21 protein-coding genes are annotated in these 16,301 nt (G+C 45.1%); 11 read left to right on the top strand and 10 right to left on the bottom strand.

All coding sequences use genetic code 11. The features are described 5' to 3' along the window. Positions 1–26: 26 nt before the first annotated feature. A complete protein-coding gene (locus L3N51_RS05600; RefSeq protein ID WP_238025991.1) occupies positions 27–200 on the bottom strand; it encodes a 30S ribosomal protein S30e in 174 nt (57 codons plus the stop codon). 71 nt (positions 201–271) lie between these two features. On the opposite strand from L3N51_RS05600, the gene L3N51_RS05595 reads away from it, so the two are divergent. From L3N51_RS05595 to L3N51_RS05575, 5 genes are read left to right on the top strand one after another with little or no spacing between them, the layout of a single operon-like run. Beyond that, a complete protein-coding gene (locus L3N51_RS05595; protein WP_238025990.1) occupies positions 272–1,498 on the top strand; it encodes a C/D box methylation guide ribonucleoprotein complex aNOP56 subunit in 1,227 nt (408 codons plus the stop codon). A gap of 11 nt (positions 1,499–1,509) precedes the next feature. Further along, positions 1,510–2,211, top strand: a complete 702-nt coding sequence (locus L3N51_RS05590; RefSeq protein WP_238025989.1) for a fibrillarin-like rRNA/tRNA 2'-O-methyltransferase — start codon at positions 1,510–1,512, stop codon at positions 2,209–2,211. 4 nt (positions 2,212–2,215) lie between these two features. Beyond that, on the top strand, positions 2,216–2,629 hold the full coding sequence (locus L3N51_RS05585) for a DUF61 family protein (RefSeq protein WP_238025988.1): 414 nt from the start codon (positions 2,216–2,218) through the stop codon (positions 2,627–2,629). A gap of 1 nt (position 2,630) precedes the next feature. Further along, a complete protein-coding gene (locus L3N51_RS05580; protein ID WP_238025987.1) occupies positions 2,631–3,530 on the top strand; it encodes a helix-turn-helix domain-containing protein in 900 nt (299 codons plus the stop codon). Then, a complete protein-coding gene (locus tag L3N51_RS05575; RefSeq protein WP_238025986.1) occupies positions 3,508–4,638 on the top strand; it encodes a tRNA (guanine(26)-N(2))-dimethyltransferase in 1,131 nt (376 codons plus the stop codon). The genes L3N51_RS05580 and L3N51_RS05575 overlap by 23 nt, the downstream gene beginning before the upstream one ends. A gap of 161 nt (positions 4,639–4,799) precedes the next feature. Here L3N51_RS05575 and L3N51_RS05570 read toward each other — a convergent pair whose 3' ends face one another. Further along, positions 4,800–5,180, bottom strand: coding sequence for a winged helix-turn-helix domain-containing protein (locus tag L3N51_RS05570; protein ID WP_425597958.1), 381 nt, complete (start codon positions 5,178–5,180; stop codon positions 4,800–4,802). A 322-nt stretch (positions 5,181–5,502) separates the two neighbouring features. Between L3N51_RS05570 and L3N51_RS05565 the strand changes: the two genes are divergently transcribed. Next, a complete protein-coding gene (locus tag L3N51_RS05565; protein ID WP_080512771.1) occupies positions 5,503–6,066 on the top strand; it encodes a TATA-box-binding protein in 564 nt (187 codons plus the stop codon). Between the two features lie 23 nt (positions 6,067–6,089). Next, positions 6,090–6,299 carry a DUF5622 domain-containing protein gene (locus L3N51_RS05560; protein WP_238025985.1) on the top strand — a complete coding sequence of 70 codons (210 nt, stop codon included), beginning with the start codon at positions 6,090–6,092 and terminating at the stop codon, positions 6,297–6,299. Here the strand turns inward: L3N51_RS05560 and L3N51_RS05555 are convergent. Together L3N51_RS05555 and L3N51_RS05550 are read right to left on the bottom strand one after the other, a co-directional pair. Then, positions 6,296–7,342 carry a DUF373 family protein gene (locus tag L3N51_RS05555; protein WP_238025983.1) on the bottom strand — a complete coding sequence of 349 codons (1,047 nt, stop codon included), beginning with the start codon at positions 7,340–7,342 and terminating at the stop codon, positions 6,296–6,298. The two genes, L3N51_RS05560 and L3N51_RS05555, sit on opposite strands and share 4 nt — an antisense overlap. Beyond that, positions 7,317–8,225, bottom strand: a complete 909-nt coding sequence (locus L3N51_RS05550; RefSeq protein WP_238025982.1) for a coiled-coil protein — start codon at positions 8,223–8,225, stop codon at positions 7,317–7,319. The genes L3N51_RS05555 and L3N51_RS05550 overlap by 26 nt, the downstream gene beginning before the upstream one ends. 827 nt (positions 8,226–9,052) lie before the next feature. Between L3N51_RS05550 and L3N51_RS05545 the strand changes: the two genes are divergently transcribed. Both L3N51_RS05545 and L3N51_RS05540 read left to right on the top strand, forming a co-directional pair. Then, entirely contained in the window at positions 9,053–9,334 is a 282-nt protein-coding gene (locus L3N51_RS05545; RefSeq protein ID WP_238025981.1) for a Gar1/Naf1 family protein, read from the top strand. A gap of 5 nt (positions 9,335–9,339) precedes the next feature. Continuing rightward, the gene (locus L3N51_RS05540) at positions 9,340–10,224 is read left to right on the top strand and encodes a transcription initiation factor IIB (RefSeq protein WP_238025980.1); all 885 of its coding nucleotides are present in this window, start codon (positions 9,340–9,342) and stop codon (positions 10,222–10,224) included. 27 nt (positions 10,225–10,251) lie between these two features. Here the strand turns inward: L3N51_RS05540 and L3N51_RS05535 are convergent, their stop codons facing one another. Next, positions 10,252–11,001, bottom strand: a complete 750-nt coding sequence (locus L3N51_RS05535; protein WP_238025979.1) for a metallophosphoesterase — start codon at positions 10,999–11,001, stop codon at positions 10,252–10,254. 42 nt (positions 11,002–11,043) lie between these two features. Between L3N51_RS05535 and dph5 the strand changes: the two genes are divergently transcribed. Beyond that, the gene (gene dph5, locus L3N51_RS05530) at positions 11,044–11,808 is read left to right on the top strand and encodes a diphthine synthase (RefSeq protein ID WP_238025978.1); all 765 of its coding nucleotides are present in this window, start codon (positions 11,044–11,046) and stop codon (positions 11,806–11,808) included. Continuing rightward, positions 11,790–12,446: a cytidylyltransferase family protein gene (locus L3N51_RS05525; RefSeq protein ID WP_238026068.1), complete on the top strand. Its 657-nt coding sequence runs from the start codon at positions 11,790–11,792 to the stop codon at positions 12,444–12,446. The genes dph5 and L3N51_RS05525 overlap by 19 nt, the downstream gene beginning before the upstream one ends. Here L3N51_RS05525 and L3N51_RS05520 read toward each other — a convergent pair. The 5 genes from L3N51_RS05520 to cutA form a co-directional block, all read right to left on the bottom strand. Further along, positions 12,437–13,090, bottom strand: coding sequence for a CTP-dependent riboflavin kinase (locus tag L3N51_RS05520; protein ID WP_255776161.1), 654 nt, complete (start codon positions 13,088–13,090; stop codon positions 12,437–12,439). The genes L3N51_RS05525 and L3N51_RS05520 overlap by 10 nt on opposite strands. After that, a complete protein-coding gene (gene twy1, locus L3N51_RS05510) occupies positions 13,087–14,181 on the bottom strand; it encodes a 4-demethylwyosine synthase TYW1 (protein ID WP_238025977.1) in 1,095 nt (364 codons plus the stop codon). Before twy1 ends, L3N51_RS05520 begins: the two co-directional genes overlap by 4 nt. Positions 14,182–14,243: 62 nt before the next feature. Continuing rightward, positions 14,244–15,659 (bottom strand): Asp-tRNA(Asn)/Glu-tRNA(Gln) amidotransferase subunit GatA, encoded by a 1,416-nt coding sequence (gatA, locus tag L3N51_RS05505; RefSeq protein WP_238025975.1) that lies wholly within the window; start codon positions 15,657–15,659, stop codon positions 14,244–14,246. A 1-nt stretch (position 15,660) separates the two neighbouring features. Beyond that, the gene (gene gatC / locus L3N51_RS05500; protein ID WP_238025973.1) at positions 15,661–15,954 is read right to left on the bottom strand and encodes an Asp-tRNA(Asn) amidotransferase subunit GatC; all 294 of its coding nucleotides are present in this window, start codon (positions 15,952–15,954) and stop codon (positions 15,661–15,663) included. Continuing rightward, positions 15,951–16,274 (bottom strand): divalent-cation tolerance protein CutA, encoded by a 324-nt coding sequence (gene cutA, locus L3N51_RS05495; protein WP_238025972.1) that lies wholly within the window; start codon positions 16,272–16,274, stop codon positions 15,951–15,953. Before cutA ends, gatC begins: the two co-directional genes overlap by 4 nt. Between the last annotated feature and the right edge of the window lie 27 nt (positions 16,275–16,301).

Raw genomic sequence — 16,301 nt, 5'->3', positions numbered from 1 at the left:
GTATAAGAGAAAATATTTAAAAAACCTTACATCCTTCTGGGTGCACGTTGTGGTTTCTGAGTTGATTGCTTAAGAACTCTCTTCTCGTACTCTATTCTGTTTCTGACCCTCGGCACTTCCTTATGTCTCTCCTTTGGTTGGATCTTTGGGGTCTGTCCCCTAACTTTCCCGGCCTTTGTTAACGAACCGTGAGATGGCATTTACTATCCAGTATATGTGGTAAAACAAGACATTTAAACTTAGAGCTTTACCTACATCCGGGCTTTACTCAATGAAAATTTATTTGGCTGAGCACACGATAGGATCCTTTGCCTTTGACGAATCAGGGAACCTTCTGGATTATGTCCTTAATCCAAAGGAACTGGGCAAGGTGGTTGACATTCTAATAAACGTGGAAAAGGGCGAACCTATGCCCTCCACTATGGAATTGATTCAGAAATTGAAACCGTCAGAGGTAGTTGTGGAGAGCGAGACGGAGAGCTCAAGGATGCAGTCACTGGGAGTTAAGGTCGTATCCAAACCCCACCACGTGGGGGCTAGGGCCCTGAGGGGCTCCCTCGCTGAACTTGCAGTAAAGGCAAAATTCGCGGAAAACCCAGGAGAGGTATATAATTTCCTTTACCAGGTTTCTTTGGAATACACGAGAAGGAAGCTGAGAAAGGCCGCCCAGAAGAGGGACCTCCTAGCCATACAGGCCATAAGGGCCATAGATGACATTGATAAGACGATTAACCTTTTCTCAGAAAGGTTAAGAGAGTGGTATAGCATACACTTCCCAGAAGCGGACAAGTTGATTGAAGATCACGAGCAGTATGCCAAGGTGGTCTCTCTAGCTGGCTATAGGGATAATGTAACGGTAGAGACGTTAACCGAGATAGGCCTTAACGAGCAAAAGGCCAAGAAGCTTGCGGACGCCGCCAAGAAGAGTATAGGAGCAGATATTTCTGACGCTGATATAAACTCCATCAGGGATCTGGCAAATACAATTTTGTCTCTTTTCAAGCTCAGGAACTCACTTTATGATTACTTGGACTCGATCATGAGAGAGGTAGCCCCCAACGTGACTGAGCTGGTGGGTCCAACCCTTGGGGCTAGACTGTTGAGCTTGGCGGGCAGTCTTGAGGAACTATCCAAGATGCCAGCTAGCACCATCCAGGTGTTAGGAGCAGAAAAAGCGCTCTTCAGGGCACTTAAGAGTGGAAGCAGGCCTCCTAAACATGGAATCATTTTCCAATATCCAGCGATTCACGTGTCTCCAAGATGGCAGAGGGGGAAGATTGCTAGAGCTCTAGCTGCCAAGTTGGCAATAGCGTCAAGGATAGATGCCTATAGCGGGAGATTTGTGGGGACTCAGCTTGTGGAACAGGTGAACAAGAGAATAGAGGAAATCAAGACAAAGTATGCACAGCCACCACCCAAGAAACAGCAACCTAAGGAAGAGGGGAAGAGGTTCGATAAAAGAGAACATAAAAAGGGGAAGAAAGGAAAGAAAAGGTAGGTTGAGTGATTATGTCAGAACTGCTGGACACGGTTAAAAAAACCGAAATGGAGAACGTTTACGAATGCGTCTATGTCGATGGTACAGTGAGGCTTTGCACAAAGAACTTGGTTAAAGGATTCACGGTGTACGGAGAGAGAACCGTGAACTATGACGGGGTTGAGTATAGGGAATGGAATGCCTTCAGGAGTAAGTTGGCAGGGGCTATCCTAAAGGGATTGAAGGAAAATCCTGTAAAGAAAGGATCAAAGGTTCTCTATTTAGGTGCAGCCTCAGGTACAACCCCAAGCCACATCTCAGACATAGTTGAGAATGAGGGGAAGGTTTACGGCGTTGAGTTCTCTCCTAGGGTAGTGAGAGAACTGATTCTAGTTGCTCAGCATAGACCCAATCTGTTCCCAATTCTGGCCGATGCCAGGTTTCCACAGAACTACTCGTCCTTGGTTGAGGATGCTGATGTGCTTTACGTGGATATTGCCCAACCAGATCAGACAGATATTGCAATATATAATGCAAGATATTTCCTAAAAGATAATGGACATCTCCTTCTGGCGATAAAGGCCAGAAGCATAGACGTCACAAAGGATCCCACGGAGGTATTCAAGGCCGAAGCGGAGAAACTGAGAAATGAGGGTTTTGACATAATGCAGATTGTTAACCTGAATCCATATGACAAGGATCACGCTATGGTGCTAGCTAAGTTCAAGGGCTAGATCCTTGTTCGATAAAATTTTCCAACTGGGATTAAGGGATATCCTAGATTCCATGCCCGCAGAGTACGTCACGCTAAAGGAAGCCATGGATGGAAAACTGGAAATAACCCTGAATAATGGTTTTAAACATAAATTTGATCCAGACGAGGTTAAGAAGCTCTCCAGTGCTGTTCCCCTATATCTTTGGTCCATGGTGAGAATCCCCTTCATTGTGGTGAAATTATCCACTCCTGGAGAGTACTCAATTAATGGATCGGAGTGGGATATGAAGGCCATCTCCTCCATCCTTAACATTTCGGGTAACGTAATTTCTGTGGGACAAATGGAATCCCTTTTAAGGGAATTTAAATCATTAATATTTATTACCCTTGGTTATGATAGTATTTCTGTAGTGAACGAAGAAAAGGAAGGTATCTAAAATGATACCTGGAATGCTGGACGAGGTACTAGACGTACTAGAGAAGGAAGGTATAAGTTATACTCTGATAGAATACCCTGAAAAGAACAGGAAATCCATAGATATAATCGCAAGAGGAAAATTGAGAAGGTTCGTGATAAAGATATCCAATGATAGGCCCTCCAAGGATGAGACCAGGGATCTAAAGAACTTCTCAGCGGTGCTGGGGAGCATGCCGGTTATGGTAACGGATGACACGGAAGAGGACATAGCAATAGGTAAGGATAACGTGGTTGGGTTATCAGTGGAAGGCCTAGCAAAGGCATTGAGAGGGGAGAAAATTTTCATCTATAGAACACGAGGTGGCATATTCATTAAAATCAGGTCAGATGTCCTCCGAAGGAAAAGGACAGAGATGAACTACAGTATGGGAGATCTATCCAAGATTCTTGGTGTAACCAGGAAAACCATTTACGACTATGAAAACGGCGAGTCAGACGTCTCCATAGAAGTTGCCGAGAAGCTGATTGACCTCTTCGGGGATGAGGTTATAGGTGATGTGTGTGATGATGCCATCCCTAGATTGGAGACAGAGTCCCAATCAGCTGATACTATCAGTTCTAGGATAGCAAAGAACCTGACTGACGCTGGGTTTGCCTCAGCTTCCGTCAGGTTCACCGCGGTGGACGTTGTTGCGTCCAAGGGCACAAAAAGGATCTTGGTTACAGTGGAACCAAAGACCCAGGATCAAATGGAGAAGAAGTTGAGAGAGGCATCAAAAATAGCAAATGAGTTGATGTCAGAACTGGTGATAGTGGTCAGGAGTAACTCTACAGCGAAAAGGCTAGATAAGGATGGGTTTAAAATTCTCACCTCCGAAAGCATCGACAGCCTCAGCAATGAAATTAATAGAAGTGATTGAGGGAAAGGTAAGGCTTCTTGTCCCAGATCCTTCTCAATTCTCTAGGGAAGGTAAGTTTGATCCAGCTTGGTCTCCGGTATTTTACAACCCCAGAATGACCTTTAATAGGGACGTTAGTGTCTTAGCGGTTTCGGTAGTATCTCCGCCTTCTGTTTTGGATGCCATGTCAGCAACAGGTGTTAGGGGAATCAGGTACGTCGTGGAGAGTAGGATTGAGGGAGAGGTCATCCTTAATGATAAGAATCCAGTATCCGTGGAGTTAATCTCAAAGAACTTGGAACTGAACGGGGTCAAGGGTAAGGTAGTTAAGTCCGATGCCAACTCCCTAATGCATCAGGTTAAGGTGGGCTACACAGATCTGGATCCCTTTGGATCTCCTGCTCCCTTTCTTTTCTCCGCAATCTCGTCCTTAAGAAGGAAAGGAGTTCTAGGGGTGACTGCCACCGATCTCTCAGCACTTGAGGGAAAATCTAGAACCTCTTCCAGAAGGAAATATGGCGTATCTGGGAGTAAATTGAGTTATTCCAAGGAGGCTGGATTGAGAGTCTTACTGGCTAAAATAGCTAGAGAGGCATCAGTGCAGGAAAAGGGAATAAAGCCCCTCATGGGTTTCTATCATGACTACTATTACAGGCTATTCGTTAAGATGGAGGATGGAGCTAAGAGGGCCGACAGGAGCCTAGAAAGTCTCGGGACTCTTTATGAATGTGGTCTATGTGGTTACTCCTTCATGAGTGTTGAAGGATGCGAGCGAAAATGTCCTGTTTGTGGTGGGGAACTGAAGTATTATGGTCCAGCATGGGTTGGAGAGCTTAACGATCAGGAATTTTTGGAAGAAATGAAAAACAAGCTCACGGGATTTTCTTATCTTCAAAATTTTGAGATGATATCTAAACTTTTGGAAAGATTAGGGATGGAGAATAGATTTGGACCATACTACAGGGTCGATGTGTTGGCTTCCAGGCTAAAGGTAAATATGCCTTCCATGTTCTCACTCCTGCAATGCTTAGATGGGGTTAGGACCCATTTCGACCCCAGGGGATTCAAGACATCCAGGGAATTTCCAGAGGTCATAGAGTGCATTAAAATGTCATCCGCAAGGACGTGACTAGCACCTAAACAGAACTGAATTGAACAAAGAATCAATTTCTGTCTAAACATGAGAAAGCGGAGAACCTTGGTAGTCCGAAATATTAGGAGGTACCTCACATTGTGTATTTAAGGAGCCTTTAACGTGAAATACACAATAAGCCGAGCTAGGCCCACATATTAACCTAACATGTCCATGGAGAGTATCCAAGAGGAAAGCTTGGTACAAGAACTAGGATTCACGTGCGCTCCGTTATCGCACTTAAACAAAAGTTTACAGGAGAAACAGGGAATCTCCTCTATGCTATCCAGATTCACATATATGCTCGATTCCTCAACTGTCCTTATGGCGAATAGCTTGATTACGCTCTTTCCGTTCTCCTTTATTGCCTTCTTGGCTATCATCTTTTTGTCGATCAATTTCTTTATAATTGTAGCAAGTTCCCTTGTGGATAGACCTAGTTTCTTCGCAAGTTCCTGTTGAGAAATACCATCTTCACCGCTCTCAAGGATTTTCTTGTGAATTAACTCCTCCTTTTCCATTGAAACTTTTGATTCCAAAGCACTAACACCTGCGTTGGCTAATTCTATAATATGTGATCACCGCCTTATTTACTTTACTACCGTTCATCCGTGAGGTGTTAAGCCAACATGCATGTTTAATCATTCACTAGAAGTAGAAATTGTGGGCTAATGGGTATCTTGAGCAAAGGGATCTTCCAAGCCACTCGAGTACTCTAGCTTAAAATTAGAACCCTCTAAAAATCTTCCCTTGCACTTGTCTTGATTACAAGGGAATTAAAAAGCTGGAGTTTATAAAGCAGTATAAAAACTATATTACTGGTGACTCTGTATTTCCAACTCGCCGGCTTATAAGCCAATAATAAGTATTGAAAACATTGTAGCAACAGTAACCTTGGAACAAACTCTAGACCTTTACGCCATGGAGAGAAGCGTTCCAAACGTTGAGTATGATCCAGATCAGTTTCCAGGCCTAATATTCAGGCTTGAGAGTCCTAAGGTAACTTCCCTGATCTTCAAGTCCGGGAAAATGGTTGTTACCGGTGCCAAGAGCACGGAGGAGTTGATCAAGGCGGTTAAGAGGATAATAAAGAGCCTTAGAAGATACGGAATTAGAATAGGTGGTAAACCTAAGATACAGATCCAGAACATAGTTGCCTCCGCCAATATGCACGTTCATGTGAATCTGGATAAGGCAGCTTTCCTGCTCGAGAATAACATGTATGAACCAGAGCAGTTTCCAGGTCTTATCTTCAGAATGGATGAACCTAGGGTGGTCCTTCTAATTTTCAGTAGTGGTAAAATGGTGATAACTGGGGCCAAGAGAGAAGACGAGGTGTATAAGGCAGTAAAGAAAATCTTTGACAAATTAGAGGAGCTGGACTGCATCAAGGCAGTGGAAGAAGAAGAGGAATTAGAAATTTAAAATAGTGAGGTGTAAGTGAGACCATGGCTCTTAAACACGAAAAGTACGTCTACGTGGAGGTAGGAAAATCCAGGTATGCTAAGTTGAGGGTTCTTAAGAACAAGGATGAAAATAGTCCAGAAAGATACATCGTACTTAACAGCTTGGTTGCCAAGAAAAGCAGAGACGCGAAAGTTCTAAAAATGGACGATCTTCCCCTTGAAGTTAGGGAAAAGCTAAAGGGAATTTCTTAAGTTGACTTGAGTCTGTTTTTCTCAAAGCTGGAAAGAACAAAATAGGTAGCAATGAGAATGAATGATGAAAGAAGAAGAAGGTAAAATGACTGTATCTGAATTATGTAGGCGCCACTTTCAAGGTTTCTTAGAAGCCCCGTGAGGACAAAATACGCAAGTATGGATGCCAATATCTTCAAGAGATCGTGCCAGATCCTTATGTCCTTTGAGAGAGCTCTAGACAACAGTTTACCGGAGTACAAGATGATGATGGAGAAGGTTAGATACGGCAATATGGCGAGCAATGTAGACGAAACCGATTTCATGGAGAGAGGTCCAGCTGTGGAAGCGACAAGGTAACCGTTGATTATGGCCAGCACCAGGGATATGGAGGAAAGGATTGCCACAATGACCATGATGGTCGAGTTTTCCCACCATCTTTCAATGGCATCATCTATCCCAAATCCCCTAACCAGCATGGCTCCTCCTAGGACCAGAAGTATTGAGGGAAGAACGTAAGCGGTTAGGCCTGCAATGGCCAATATACTGGAGACGAAGAGAATTATCCCGGGAACCCCCAGAAATAGTCTAGAATATCTGCTTTCAGTTACCAGCCTCTTCAGATATTTTCCAAGAAGGATGTAAGTTTCCTCAACTCCTCTGTGCTGTTCCACTATAACCCTTTCTATCCCCACTATTTTCAGCCTGCTCTCAATGACAGGGATAGCCTTCGCATCTTCCGGGCTATCATATACCAGGATAGCCTGATCTGGCTTGACGGACCTAATAACCTCATCAACTTGCTTTGACAGGCTCATTTGAGAATCTAGCCCACCTCTCTGTGAGCCTGCAACGAACACTATCTCAACATCTTCCCCGTTCTCCTTCATGTTAAGGTATATGTTGAATGCGGTTACCATGGTGTTGAAGTCTGAATCTAAGGCCAAGAACCTCGATGACTTCTCTATGGCCTCTCTGGCCTTTGTCTCACCTATAACTGGGGTAGAAACACCAGCCCTGCTTAAATCATCGTCTATATCAATGTAAATTATCGCCGTCTTCATTATTACCCCGATGGTCCCCATAAAGGGCGTATATTTCCTCGAACGTCAGTCTCTCTCCCTTCTTCAGTTTCTCCTCTGCAACCTTCTTCCTCTTCTCCATGATCTCGGCAACGTTAGCCCTGGGGGCACTAACTCCCTGTTCTAAGGCCTTCCTGGCCTTTATGAGCTCATCAAGCTCCTTACTTTTTGTTTCTATCTGTTTCTGTAACTCGTCAATTTCCTTACTCTTAGCCTCTATCTGAGAGGTCAACTCATCAAGCTCCTTAACCAACTTGTTCCTCTCATCCCTCAAACTCTTCAAAGTCTTCCTTTTCTCACCAATTTCTGAAATTAACGAAGATATCCTCTGTCTGATAGTGGCCAGCTCTATTCTCTTTGCAAGGAACTCTGCCCTCTCCTCGTTACCCTTCTCCTTTACCTTGAGGATTTTCTTGGCTTCGTTTAGCCTTCTCTCCATGTCAGCTATTCTCTGAATCAGCTTCTTTTCTTCTTCAAGTGTTAGAGAAGAGGTCTGTATTCTCCATTCAAGGCTCTTTATCCTTTTCTCCAGTAGATCTGGGTTTAGCCCCTGAGTCTTTTTCATGAGGTTTCTCAGTTCCTCGAACTCTTTCCTCATTTCCTTAATTACTTCAAAGATTTGTTCCTTCTTCTGTTTTAATTCCTTCAACTCGTTTACCCTTGAGGTGTATTCCTCGAAAACAGTCTTGAGCTGTAACCTTACGGCTTTCAATCTCTCTATCTTTTCGCTCTTCTTCTGTCTTAACTTTCTTATCTCCTCAATTGAGGCATATCTTTTCTCCCTAAGGACTGAAATCTCATTCCTCACGTCAGATATCTTCTTGTAAATGCTTTCTTCCGTGGCCTCTGCTGGCGGATTGCTCATCAGGGTTACATAAAGAGTACTCCGTTAATAACTTTTCCTAGAATTGTCTTGATTCAAATGTCTGTTCAAGATTGGTGGACATGGTTTCATCACAATGAAGTGAGATGAGATGCCCTGCCGATTCACCGCATAGACCCATAGAGTGAGCTACCTCGCTCCGAAGGGCGAGATTTTCCGAACCTTTATCTCTTTTGGAGTTAAGGGGGTGCAAGACCCATCCGTGAGGAATGGATACTCCCCCTTATATATAGGGGTTTTGAATGATAATGCGTAAATCAACTGTGGCCTGCAAAACCCCATCATGTGGTAATAGCCATGGGATGGCCACCTAGGGATGGAACCGAAGTCAAGCTTGCGGAGACCAATTCCACCTTAACCCTCCCACACCGGGCGTCAAGGATGGGTTCCATTCGACGCTGTGGGTGGAGGGGATCGAGCATGGTCAATGAACCAAGAAACCCCATCCTTGAGGGTGGAGTAGTTCACAAAGTGTTCAGTCTATCATACCTCCATTCAACTGTACAACGCTTAGGAGACAAAGGCCCAATTACTAGGAAGGTGAGAGACCAAATATGCCAAAACAAAAAGATTCTTTATTTAACACATTATATTCTTTATAATTTGAGACCAGGTAGGATAAAAGATAAGTATATACTAAATTAAATGAAATATCATTAATTTCTGCCTCATTCGCAGTGAATCGCTGGAACGTTTATATACAAAAAAGCTTGTAATCCCCATCCCAAGCAGGTATTATCTTCGCGTCAAATTACGTTGGTATTATCTGCTACTAGATATAAGTGAAGGAATGACATCTATCTTCACTTGTGAGGAGCACAAAAATAATTCCCATAGGAGAATTTGAGTCACTTGTCCTAGGTGATAAGTGGCTCATTAAAGCCGATGCGAATTACGATTATTCCAGAAATGACCCATCGGGGCTTGTATTGCTTGATGCCAGTCAAAGGAGAGTTGGCAAGGTACTAGATGTTCTAGGAAACGTTAACAGGCCATACATACTCGCAGAATCCATATCAGATTCTACACCCCCAAGAAAGCTATTTCTTGAAATTCCACAGCGTAAACATTCCAAGAAAAACAGAAGGTGAGGCAGATGATATGTCCAGTTTGCCAGGGAAATGAGATTATCTTCGATGCAGAACGCGGGAACTACGTATGTGCCAGGGATGGGACTGTAATAGAGGAGAACGTCATAGATCAGGGTCCCGAATGGAGAGAATTCGATGCGGGCGACAGGAACAAGAAAAGAAGAGTGGGAGCAGGAGTTACAGACAGGGTTCATGACCAGGGATTTTCCACCTTAATCGGAGGCGGAAGAGTAAAGGATAGAATGAAGGCGATCAGGCTTCAGAGGCTACAGAACAAGTCGAGGGTTACATCAAAGGACAAGAAACTCGTAACATATCTGTCGCAACTTAACAGTGAGGCTGCCAAGCTGGGATTGCCTGGATACGTTAAGGAGACGGCGGCCGGGGTAATAAAGAGATTGATTGACTCTGGTCTTGCCAGAAGGATAGATATGTACGCATTAATTGCAGCCACAATATTCTATGTGAGCAGATTGTACAAGATTCCGTTGCAGTTAAATGAGGTAAAGAAGCTTTTCAATGTGGATTCCAGCTCCTTCTGGAAAGCCTCGGCCAGAGTTCAGAACGTAATGCAAAAGGGTTCATTCTTCTCTAACTTCGGAGGACCTTCCCCCTTGGAACACATACCGGACATTGTCAATAAAGCTAAGTTACCTCAGCATGTGGGAACGATGGCAGCGGAGATAGCGTCCATTTTGGTGAAGAATGCAATAACCAGCGGGAAGGGTTACCTCTCAGTCGCTGCGGCCTCGGTCTATCTGGCAAGCACCATACTAGATCATAAGAAGACCCAGAAGGAGCTTGCAGAGAGTCTAAATATCACCGAGGTTACTATCAGGAACAGATACAAGGAGATAATTAGCGCCCTTGATGTTGAGGTCTATCTTTAAGCCTTTTATAGTAATTTTGGTGAATGTTTACAGTATAATATTTTTTAGAAGGTTTAATTCGGGGAACTCCATTATTCCCTCATTCTCCACTATTACAAAGGGTTTTGCTTTTTCCAGAATTGCGTGCTTTTTCATCAAGGGACTCATGTATCCTGAATGAACTAGGGAAATATCATTGCCTGATTGATATCCACCGAGGGCAGGGAGGGCTATTACATAGGAGTTTCCCGCAAGAGGTGAGACCAGGAAGCATGGAAATTTTTTGGCGAATCCCAGTTTGTCCCTTATTGAGATCCGAGGATGCTCATGTCCTATAATATAAATCCTGTTCTCCTTAGGCTCTATCTCCCTGTGTCCGTGGAAAATGAACAAATCCTCACTCTCAACCCCATCTAGAAGTTCAACATTATCAAATTTTTCCGCAACTAGAGAAATATAGTTATCGTGATTTCCCCTTACCAGCTTCACGGAAGCACCCATTTCCTTCATGTCCTTGAATATCTCAGTGAGATCTTCCTTCTCCTGCCTACCAAGCCCGTTAAATCTATGCTTCATATCACCATTAATAATTATCTTATTGGTCTTGAACACATCCAGAGCCCTCCTGTAAATCGCAAGGAATCTCTTCTTCTGTATCCTTGGCAGGAAAATCCCCTTTGAAGCCATTTCCTCCTCATAGCCTATGTGAACATCTGACAGAATGATCGAGTTTAGGCGCCTAGCGTAGATAACGGGTAAATCCTCCTCCACCTCTAAGTCCCTGACTATGCTGACCAAGTCCGATACACCCTTATTCCAGCTCTCACCATGGAAAACTTAATGTCGGATATATACTTTGTAGGGCTTGGGCTATCAAAAAGGTTTCTTACTAACGCCTCCCTGGAGGTAATGAAGAACTCGGACGTGATTTACGCTGACGTTTACACTTCAATTAGTTGCGATTTAAATGAGAAAACGCTCAGGGAAATCACAGGCAAGGATATTATACCCGCGTCCAGGGAAATGTTGGAGACTAGGGAGAAGGAGATCTATAAACTACTGGACTCAGGTAAGAGGGTTGTAATAGCAGTGGTTGGAGACCCCATGATTGCCACAACCCACGTGAGCTTAGCCACCGGCGCCAGGGTCAGGGGACATAGGGTCAACGTTATTCCAGGGGTTTCAGTTCACTGTTACATGATATCAAGGTCTATGTTATCTTCCTATAAGTTTGGAAAATCAGTCACTGTAACCTTTCCTGTACTGGATAAACTTGACTACACTCCATACAGGGTAATAAAGTCCAATAGGGAGCAGGGTCTTCATACCATGGTTTACTTGGATTTGAAGGAGACCGGAGTCATGACCGCAGATATAGCCCTGGCTTATCTCAGGAAGATGGAAAGCGATATTGGGGAGAAGGTTATCTTGGATGATGATCTGGTAGTGATAGGAGAAAGGCTCGGATGTCAGGATGAGAGCGTCAGGGCTATGAAAATATCAGATGCTTTAAATCAAAAATTTGGAGCTCCTCCGCACATTATAATAGTTCCATCCAGAAACCTATATGAGATGGAGATAGAGGGATTGAAATGCCTGAGTTAAGGGATAGGGTAATCAAGTATATCAATGGTATGGAAGAAACCCTGAAAAAGGTCAAGGGAGACGAAAGGATACTTAGCCTCGCGAGACAATACGTGGAGGACGCAAAATACTATCTGGAAAAGGGAGACCTCGAAACGGCGCTGGTGGATGTGGTCTACGCGGAGGGTTTGGTGGACGCTCTGAAAATAGTAGAGGGTGAGGGAGCCAAGAAGGTGTTTGTGGGCGGAACCTTTGATATAATTCATCCAGGTCATATAGAGTTCCTCAGGAGGGCAGCCTCTCTGGGTAGAGTGTACGTAGCAGTGTCTAGGGATAAGAACGCGGAAAGAGTGAAGGGTCGTAAACCTGTAAATGACGAGAATCAAAGGCTGGAAGTTGTCAAGAGCATCAGGTATGTGTATGAGGCATTCCTAGGTGACGAGAACGACTTTCTCAGAAGCGTGGAGAGGGTCAAACCAGACATAATCTTTCTTGGTCCAGACCAGAAAGTGGACGAAAAAGCCCTAAAGGAAGAATTGGCCAAGCGTGGTATTTTCGTGGAGGTGGTGAGGCTGGAGCAGAGGATAAATAGGTGGGGCCATAGCAGTACATCTGCCATAATAAAGGAGATAACTGAAAGATACTGTAATCACGCGTAGGCCTGAATGAGCACTTCATCTCCATCCTTGATATTGAGCTCCTTTCTGAGATGATATGGCGAGATTACCTCGATAACGCTCTTTGGGTGAACGCTCCTGAGAGGGAACACCACGGCTGCAGGTTTTAGATCGTTTACGGATGCTGGAAACGCCCTAACCGCACCTAATACCCTGTTCTCCTCCTTGTGCTCCGGAATGGTTATCGCCTTGGAGATATCCAATATGAGTCTGTTCTCCAAGGATGTTCTGTCGTAAATCACTAGGTTTAGGGTTCCAGGATAGGGCTCGAAACCAAGGAACTTCTTGAACGATTCCATGTAGTACGGCATGGAGAGGAATATTCTTCCCTCCCCTAGGCCTGAGGTTGCCCTTCCCCTCATTTCTAGCACGTGAGATGAGATAATTGTTCCCCTCATCATAGAGAGGCAGTCCTCTAGTAATTTCTCTCCATTCTCCGTAACCCTGATTATCTCCCCCTCCTTTGAGAGGGATCTTCTAATGAGGTTCCTTTCCTCTAACTCCTTGAGTTTTCTGGACACAGATTGCTGGGACATTTTAAGTTCCTCGGCGATAGCCTGCTGGGTAACTTCCTTCCGCTGTAGGGATAGGTAGACTATCTTGGCAATTAAACACTCATCACTCATGGTTTCTGACCATCTCCCTCTTCAGTGCACCCCATTTCAGCCTCCCTATATTCTCCGTTAATGTCATCTTGGGTGTCCTGAGTTCTCCAGTCCCATTTCTCGGTCCACGCGTTACCTATTTGCATGGGTCTGTCCAGAGTGCTCAAGAGAATAATTCTGCTGGGCGCGTGTTCTGAAATTATTTTATAGCCAGTAAGCTGGGCTAGCTTCTCCGCAAAGGATCTGATCTCAGAATGCCTCGGCATTGCGTCCTTTGTAAGCCTGTAGGTTGACGGACCCACGTGCATGTATGCCTTGACCTCAATGTAGGTCGGCATGGCCATCTCCATTAACTTGGCAAACTCCCTTGCATCATCGTCCCCCATATTTACCTCCTTCATCATGGTCATCCTGATCACCGTGGGCGAACTGAAGCTAGGGAGTATTTCGAGGGTTTTCATTACGAGGTTCCAGGAGTTTGCTACAACAGGCCTGTTGATCAGCCTGTGCTTTTCTTCATTGGGAGCCTGTAGTGACACAAAGAGTTGCGATGGCTCCTCCTCCAGTGAGGCAAGTACGTCAGGCCTGACACCGCTGGTTACAAGAAATGTCGTTATCCCACGTTTATGATATTCCCTAATGAGCTCCCCGATCCTTTCGTAGAGAGTGGGTTCACCTGTGAGGCTTATCGCCACATGTGAAGGTTTCATGGCCTCCAGTGCCTTACTGTTCTCTACCCCTTCCCTTCCTAAATAACCAGAAACCGATCTCTTGTGCTCCTCTATGGATCTCTCCACAATGTACTCCGGGTCATCCATGTATGGCATCTTGGTTTCATCCCAATCAAGTCCCACATCCTCGGGTTCCAATCTCCAGCAGTGTATGCACCTGAACCAGCACCACATGCTCACAGGCGTCATCTGCACACATCTGTGACTCTCTATACCGTAAAATTTACCCTTGTAACAATATCTTCCGCTGGTTAAAGCCTCATGTGTCCAGTGGCACTTCTTGTAGGCGCTATGTCCACCAATCAGATGATACCTCTGCTTCTCCATCTCCTCTCGTATTTTAGAGAGCGTGTCAATCCTGAAACTACCTTTAACCGCCATTAATTATACCAAACAAGATTACTCGGCAAGTTTAAAATGCTTAGCTATGTTACCACGGTAACTCACAAGGGCGCGGTAATATCTTTCAATCCAGTTATATTTTCCATGTACAGGGAGACACCCATCAGGAAGGTGTCCGAGAGGTATCTTCCCATAAGCTGTACTCCCACTGGTAAACCGTTATAAAACCCTGCAGGTATTGACAGCCCAGGTATTGCAGCCAGGTTTGCTGTGACCGTGGCCACGTCCATTGCGTACATCTTCACAGGATCATCTATCACCTCACCTATCCTTGGTGGAAGTATTGGGGAAGTTGGCGAGACTAGGATGTCATATCTGCTGAACAATTTTTCCAGAGAGTCGCGTATTAATCTCCTAGTCTTCAGTGCCCTAATGTAAAACTGCTCATAATAGCCGGCGCTCAGAATGAAGGATCCCAGCAATATCCTTCGCTTGACCTCCTTCCCGAATCCTTCACCCCTGTTCCTGCTGTAGACATCTTTCCAGTTCCCCTCAGCGTTGGAGGAGTAGCCGTACCTCACACCGTCATATCTAGCTAGATTCGAGCTCGCCTCGGACATCGCGATAATGTAATAGGTTGGAAGCACGTAGTCCACCATCCCAAGGTTGGTTTCCTCTACCACTGCCCCTTCTGACGACATTTTGTTGAGGAAGTCCTTCACCACTCCCGCTACTCCTGAATCTGAAGCGTCCATTACGTCCTTAAGCACTCCGACCTTTATGCCCTTGACTGCTATGGGGTTAATGGAAGATGGGGGAGAGTAATCTATAGTGGTTGCGTCCCTCTGGTCGCTCCCAGCTATAATTGAGAAGAGCAACGCTAGGTCAGCGGAGTTCCTTGCCATGGGACCTATCTGCTCCAAGCTGTTGGCATATGCTACTAGTCCGTACCTGCTCACTGTCCCGTAGGACGGTTTCAGTCCATAGGTGGAGGTGAAAGAGGCTGGAGTCCTGATGGAACCACCTGTATCTGATCCAAGGGCCACACTCACGTATCCTGCAGCCAGCGCGCTTCCGCTTCCCCCGGAGGATCCCCCTGGCGTCCTGGACAGATCCCAAGGATTTCTGGTGGGACCGAAATAGCTCGTTTCCGTGGTTGAGCCCATGGCGAACTCATCCATGTTAGTTTTGCCGAGTATCACAGCCCCTTCTTTCCTCAGCTTTAAGATCACTGTGGCGTCATATGGGGGCACATAGTTCTCAAGCATCTTGGATGAGCAGGTTGTTCTTATCCCCTTAGTTGAGATATTATCCTTCACCGCTATCAATAACCCGGAAAGTCTTCTTCCCTCCTTCACGGCCCTCTTAACTTCCTCTAGCACATCTTCTTCTCTCCTTATTGTAACGAAGGCCTTGACCCTGTCCTCCACCCTTTTTATTCTCTCAAAGGTTCTACCCACGTACTCATCTGGAGATAAGTTTCCATTCCTTAAGTCGTTCACCATTTCTAGGATCATGTTATCCACCTATGGTACTAGGGCCTATGATATACCCATCCTTTTTCTTGGGCACATTGGATAACGCCTCATCTCTGGAAAGGGGTTGGTTAGGCCTATCTGGCCTCAGTTTCCCTGTGGATAGGGGATGGAACATGGGCTCCACGCCCTCAAGGTTCAGTTCGTCTATTTTGTTGAAGAAATCAAGAATTCTGGCAAGATCCCTCATGAATTCCTGCCTTTCCTGTTCCGTAAGGGAGATCAAGGCAAGCCTCTCGAGTTTCCTCATGAGCTCCTCATCAACCCGAACTTTCACTTGGAAACACTCTCATCTATCCACTCCAGATACAACTTAAAACCATTCTTTATATCTAGGGCTAGAATCTCAGGGACCTTGTAGGGGTGAAGTTCCTTGAGTCTCTTTATCAGTTCGTCAAGCCTGTCAGAGTTGGTTTTTATTAGTGCAAGAACCTCGCTGTCCTCCGTAACCTTGCCTTCCCATCGGTATATGGAGACGAGACCAGGAACTAGGTTAACGCAGGCCGCCAGTTTTTCCTCCACTAAGGTTCTTGCAATCCGCTTGCCTTCCTCCATCCCGGGTAGCGTGCTGATCACAAGGACGTACTTTCCGTTCATGGCAAAATATTAGCTAGATTTCAGAAA

It is taken from the genome of Metallosphaera javensis (ex Hofmann et al. 2022) (genome assembly GCF_022064045.1).
Lineage (GTDB): Archaea > Thermoproteota > Thermoprotei_A > Sulfolobales > Sulfolobaceae > Metallosphaera > Metallosphaera javensis.
This window is presented reverse-complemented; position numbering and strand designations above follow the sequence as displayed.

What these genes read in the sequence shown, in the direction of transcription:
- L3N51_RS05575 (WP_238025986.1), top strand. Translation starts at nt 3,508, where the DNA reads ATGAAATTAATAGAAGTGATTGAGGGAAAGGTAAGGCTTCTTGTCCCA.
- gatA (WP_238025975.1), bottom strand. Translation starts at nt 15,659, where the DNA reads ATGATCCTAGAAATGGTGAACGACTTAAGGAATGGAAACTTATCTCCA.
- L3N51_RS05520 (WP_255776161.1), bottom strand. Translation starts at nt 13,090, where the DNA reads ATGAGTGATGAGTGTTTAATTGCCAAGATAGTCTACCTATCCCTACAG.
- L3N51_RS05595 (WP_238025990.1), top strand. Translation starts at nt 272, where the DNA reads ATGAAAATTTATTTGGCTGAGCACACGATAGGATCCTTTGCCTTTGAC.
- cutA (WP_238025972.1), bottom strand. Translation starts at nt 16,274, where the DNA reads ATGAACGGAAAGTACGTCCTTGTGATCAGCACGCTACCCGGGATGGAG.
- L3N51_RS05560 (WP_238025985.1), top strand. Translation starts at nt 6,090, where the DNA reads ATGGCTCTTAAACACGAAAAGTACGTCTACGTGGAGGTAGGAAAATCC.
- L3N51_RS05590 (WP_238025989.1), top strand. Translation starts at nt 1,510, where the DNA reads ATGTCAGAACTGCTGGACACGGTTAAAAAAACCGAAATGGAGAACGTT.
- L3N51_RS05580 (WP_238025987.1), top strand. Translation starts at nt 2,631, where the DNA reads ATGATACCTGGAATGCTGGACGAGGTACTAGACGTACTAGAGAAGGAA.
- L3N51_RS05550 (WP_238025982.1), bottom strand. Translation starts at nt 8,225, where the DNA reads ATGAGCAATCCGCCAGCAGAGGCCACGGAAGAAAGCATTTACAAGAAG.
- twy1 (WP_238025977.1), bottom strand. Translation starts at nt 14,181, where the DNA reads ATGGCGGTTAAAGGTAGTTTCAGGATTGACACGCTCTCTAAAATACGA.
- L3N51_RS05540 (WP_238025980.1), top strand. Translation starts at nt 9,340, where the DNA reads ATGATATGTCCAGTTTGCCAGGGAAATGAGATTATCTTCGATGCAGAA.
- L3N51_RS05555 (WP_238025983.1), bottom strand. Translation starts at nt 7,342, where the DNA reads ATGAAGACGGCGATAATTTACATTGATATAGACGATGATTTAAGCAGG.
- dph5 (WP_238025978.1), top strand. Translation starts at nt 11,044, where the DNA reads ATGTCGGATATATACTTTGTAGGGCTTGGGCTATCAAAAAGGTTTCTT.
- L3N51_RS05600 (WP_238025991.1), bottom strand. Translation starts at nt 200, where the DNA reads ATGCCATCTCACGGTTCGTTAACAAAGGCCGGGAAAGTTAGGGGACAG.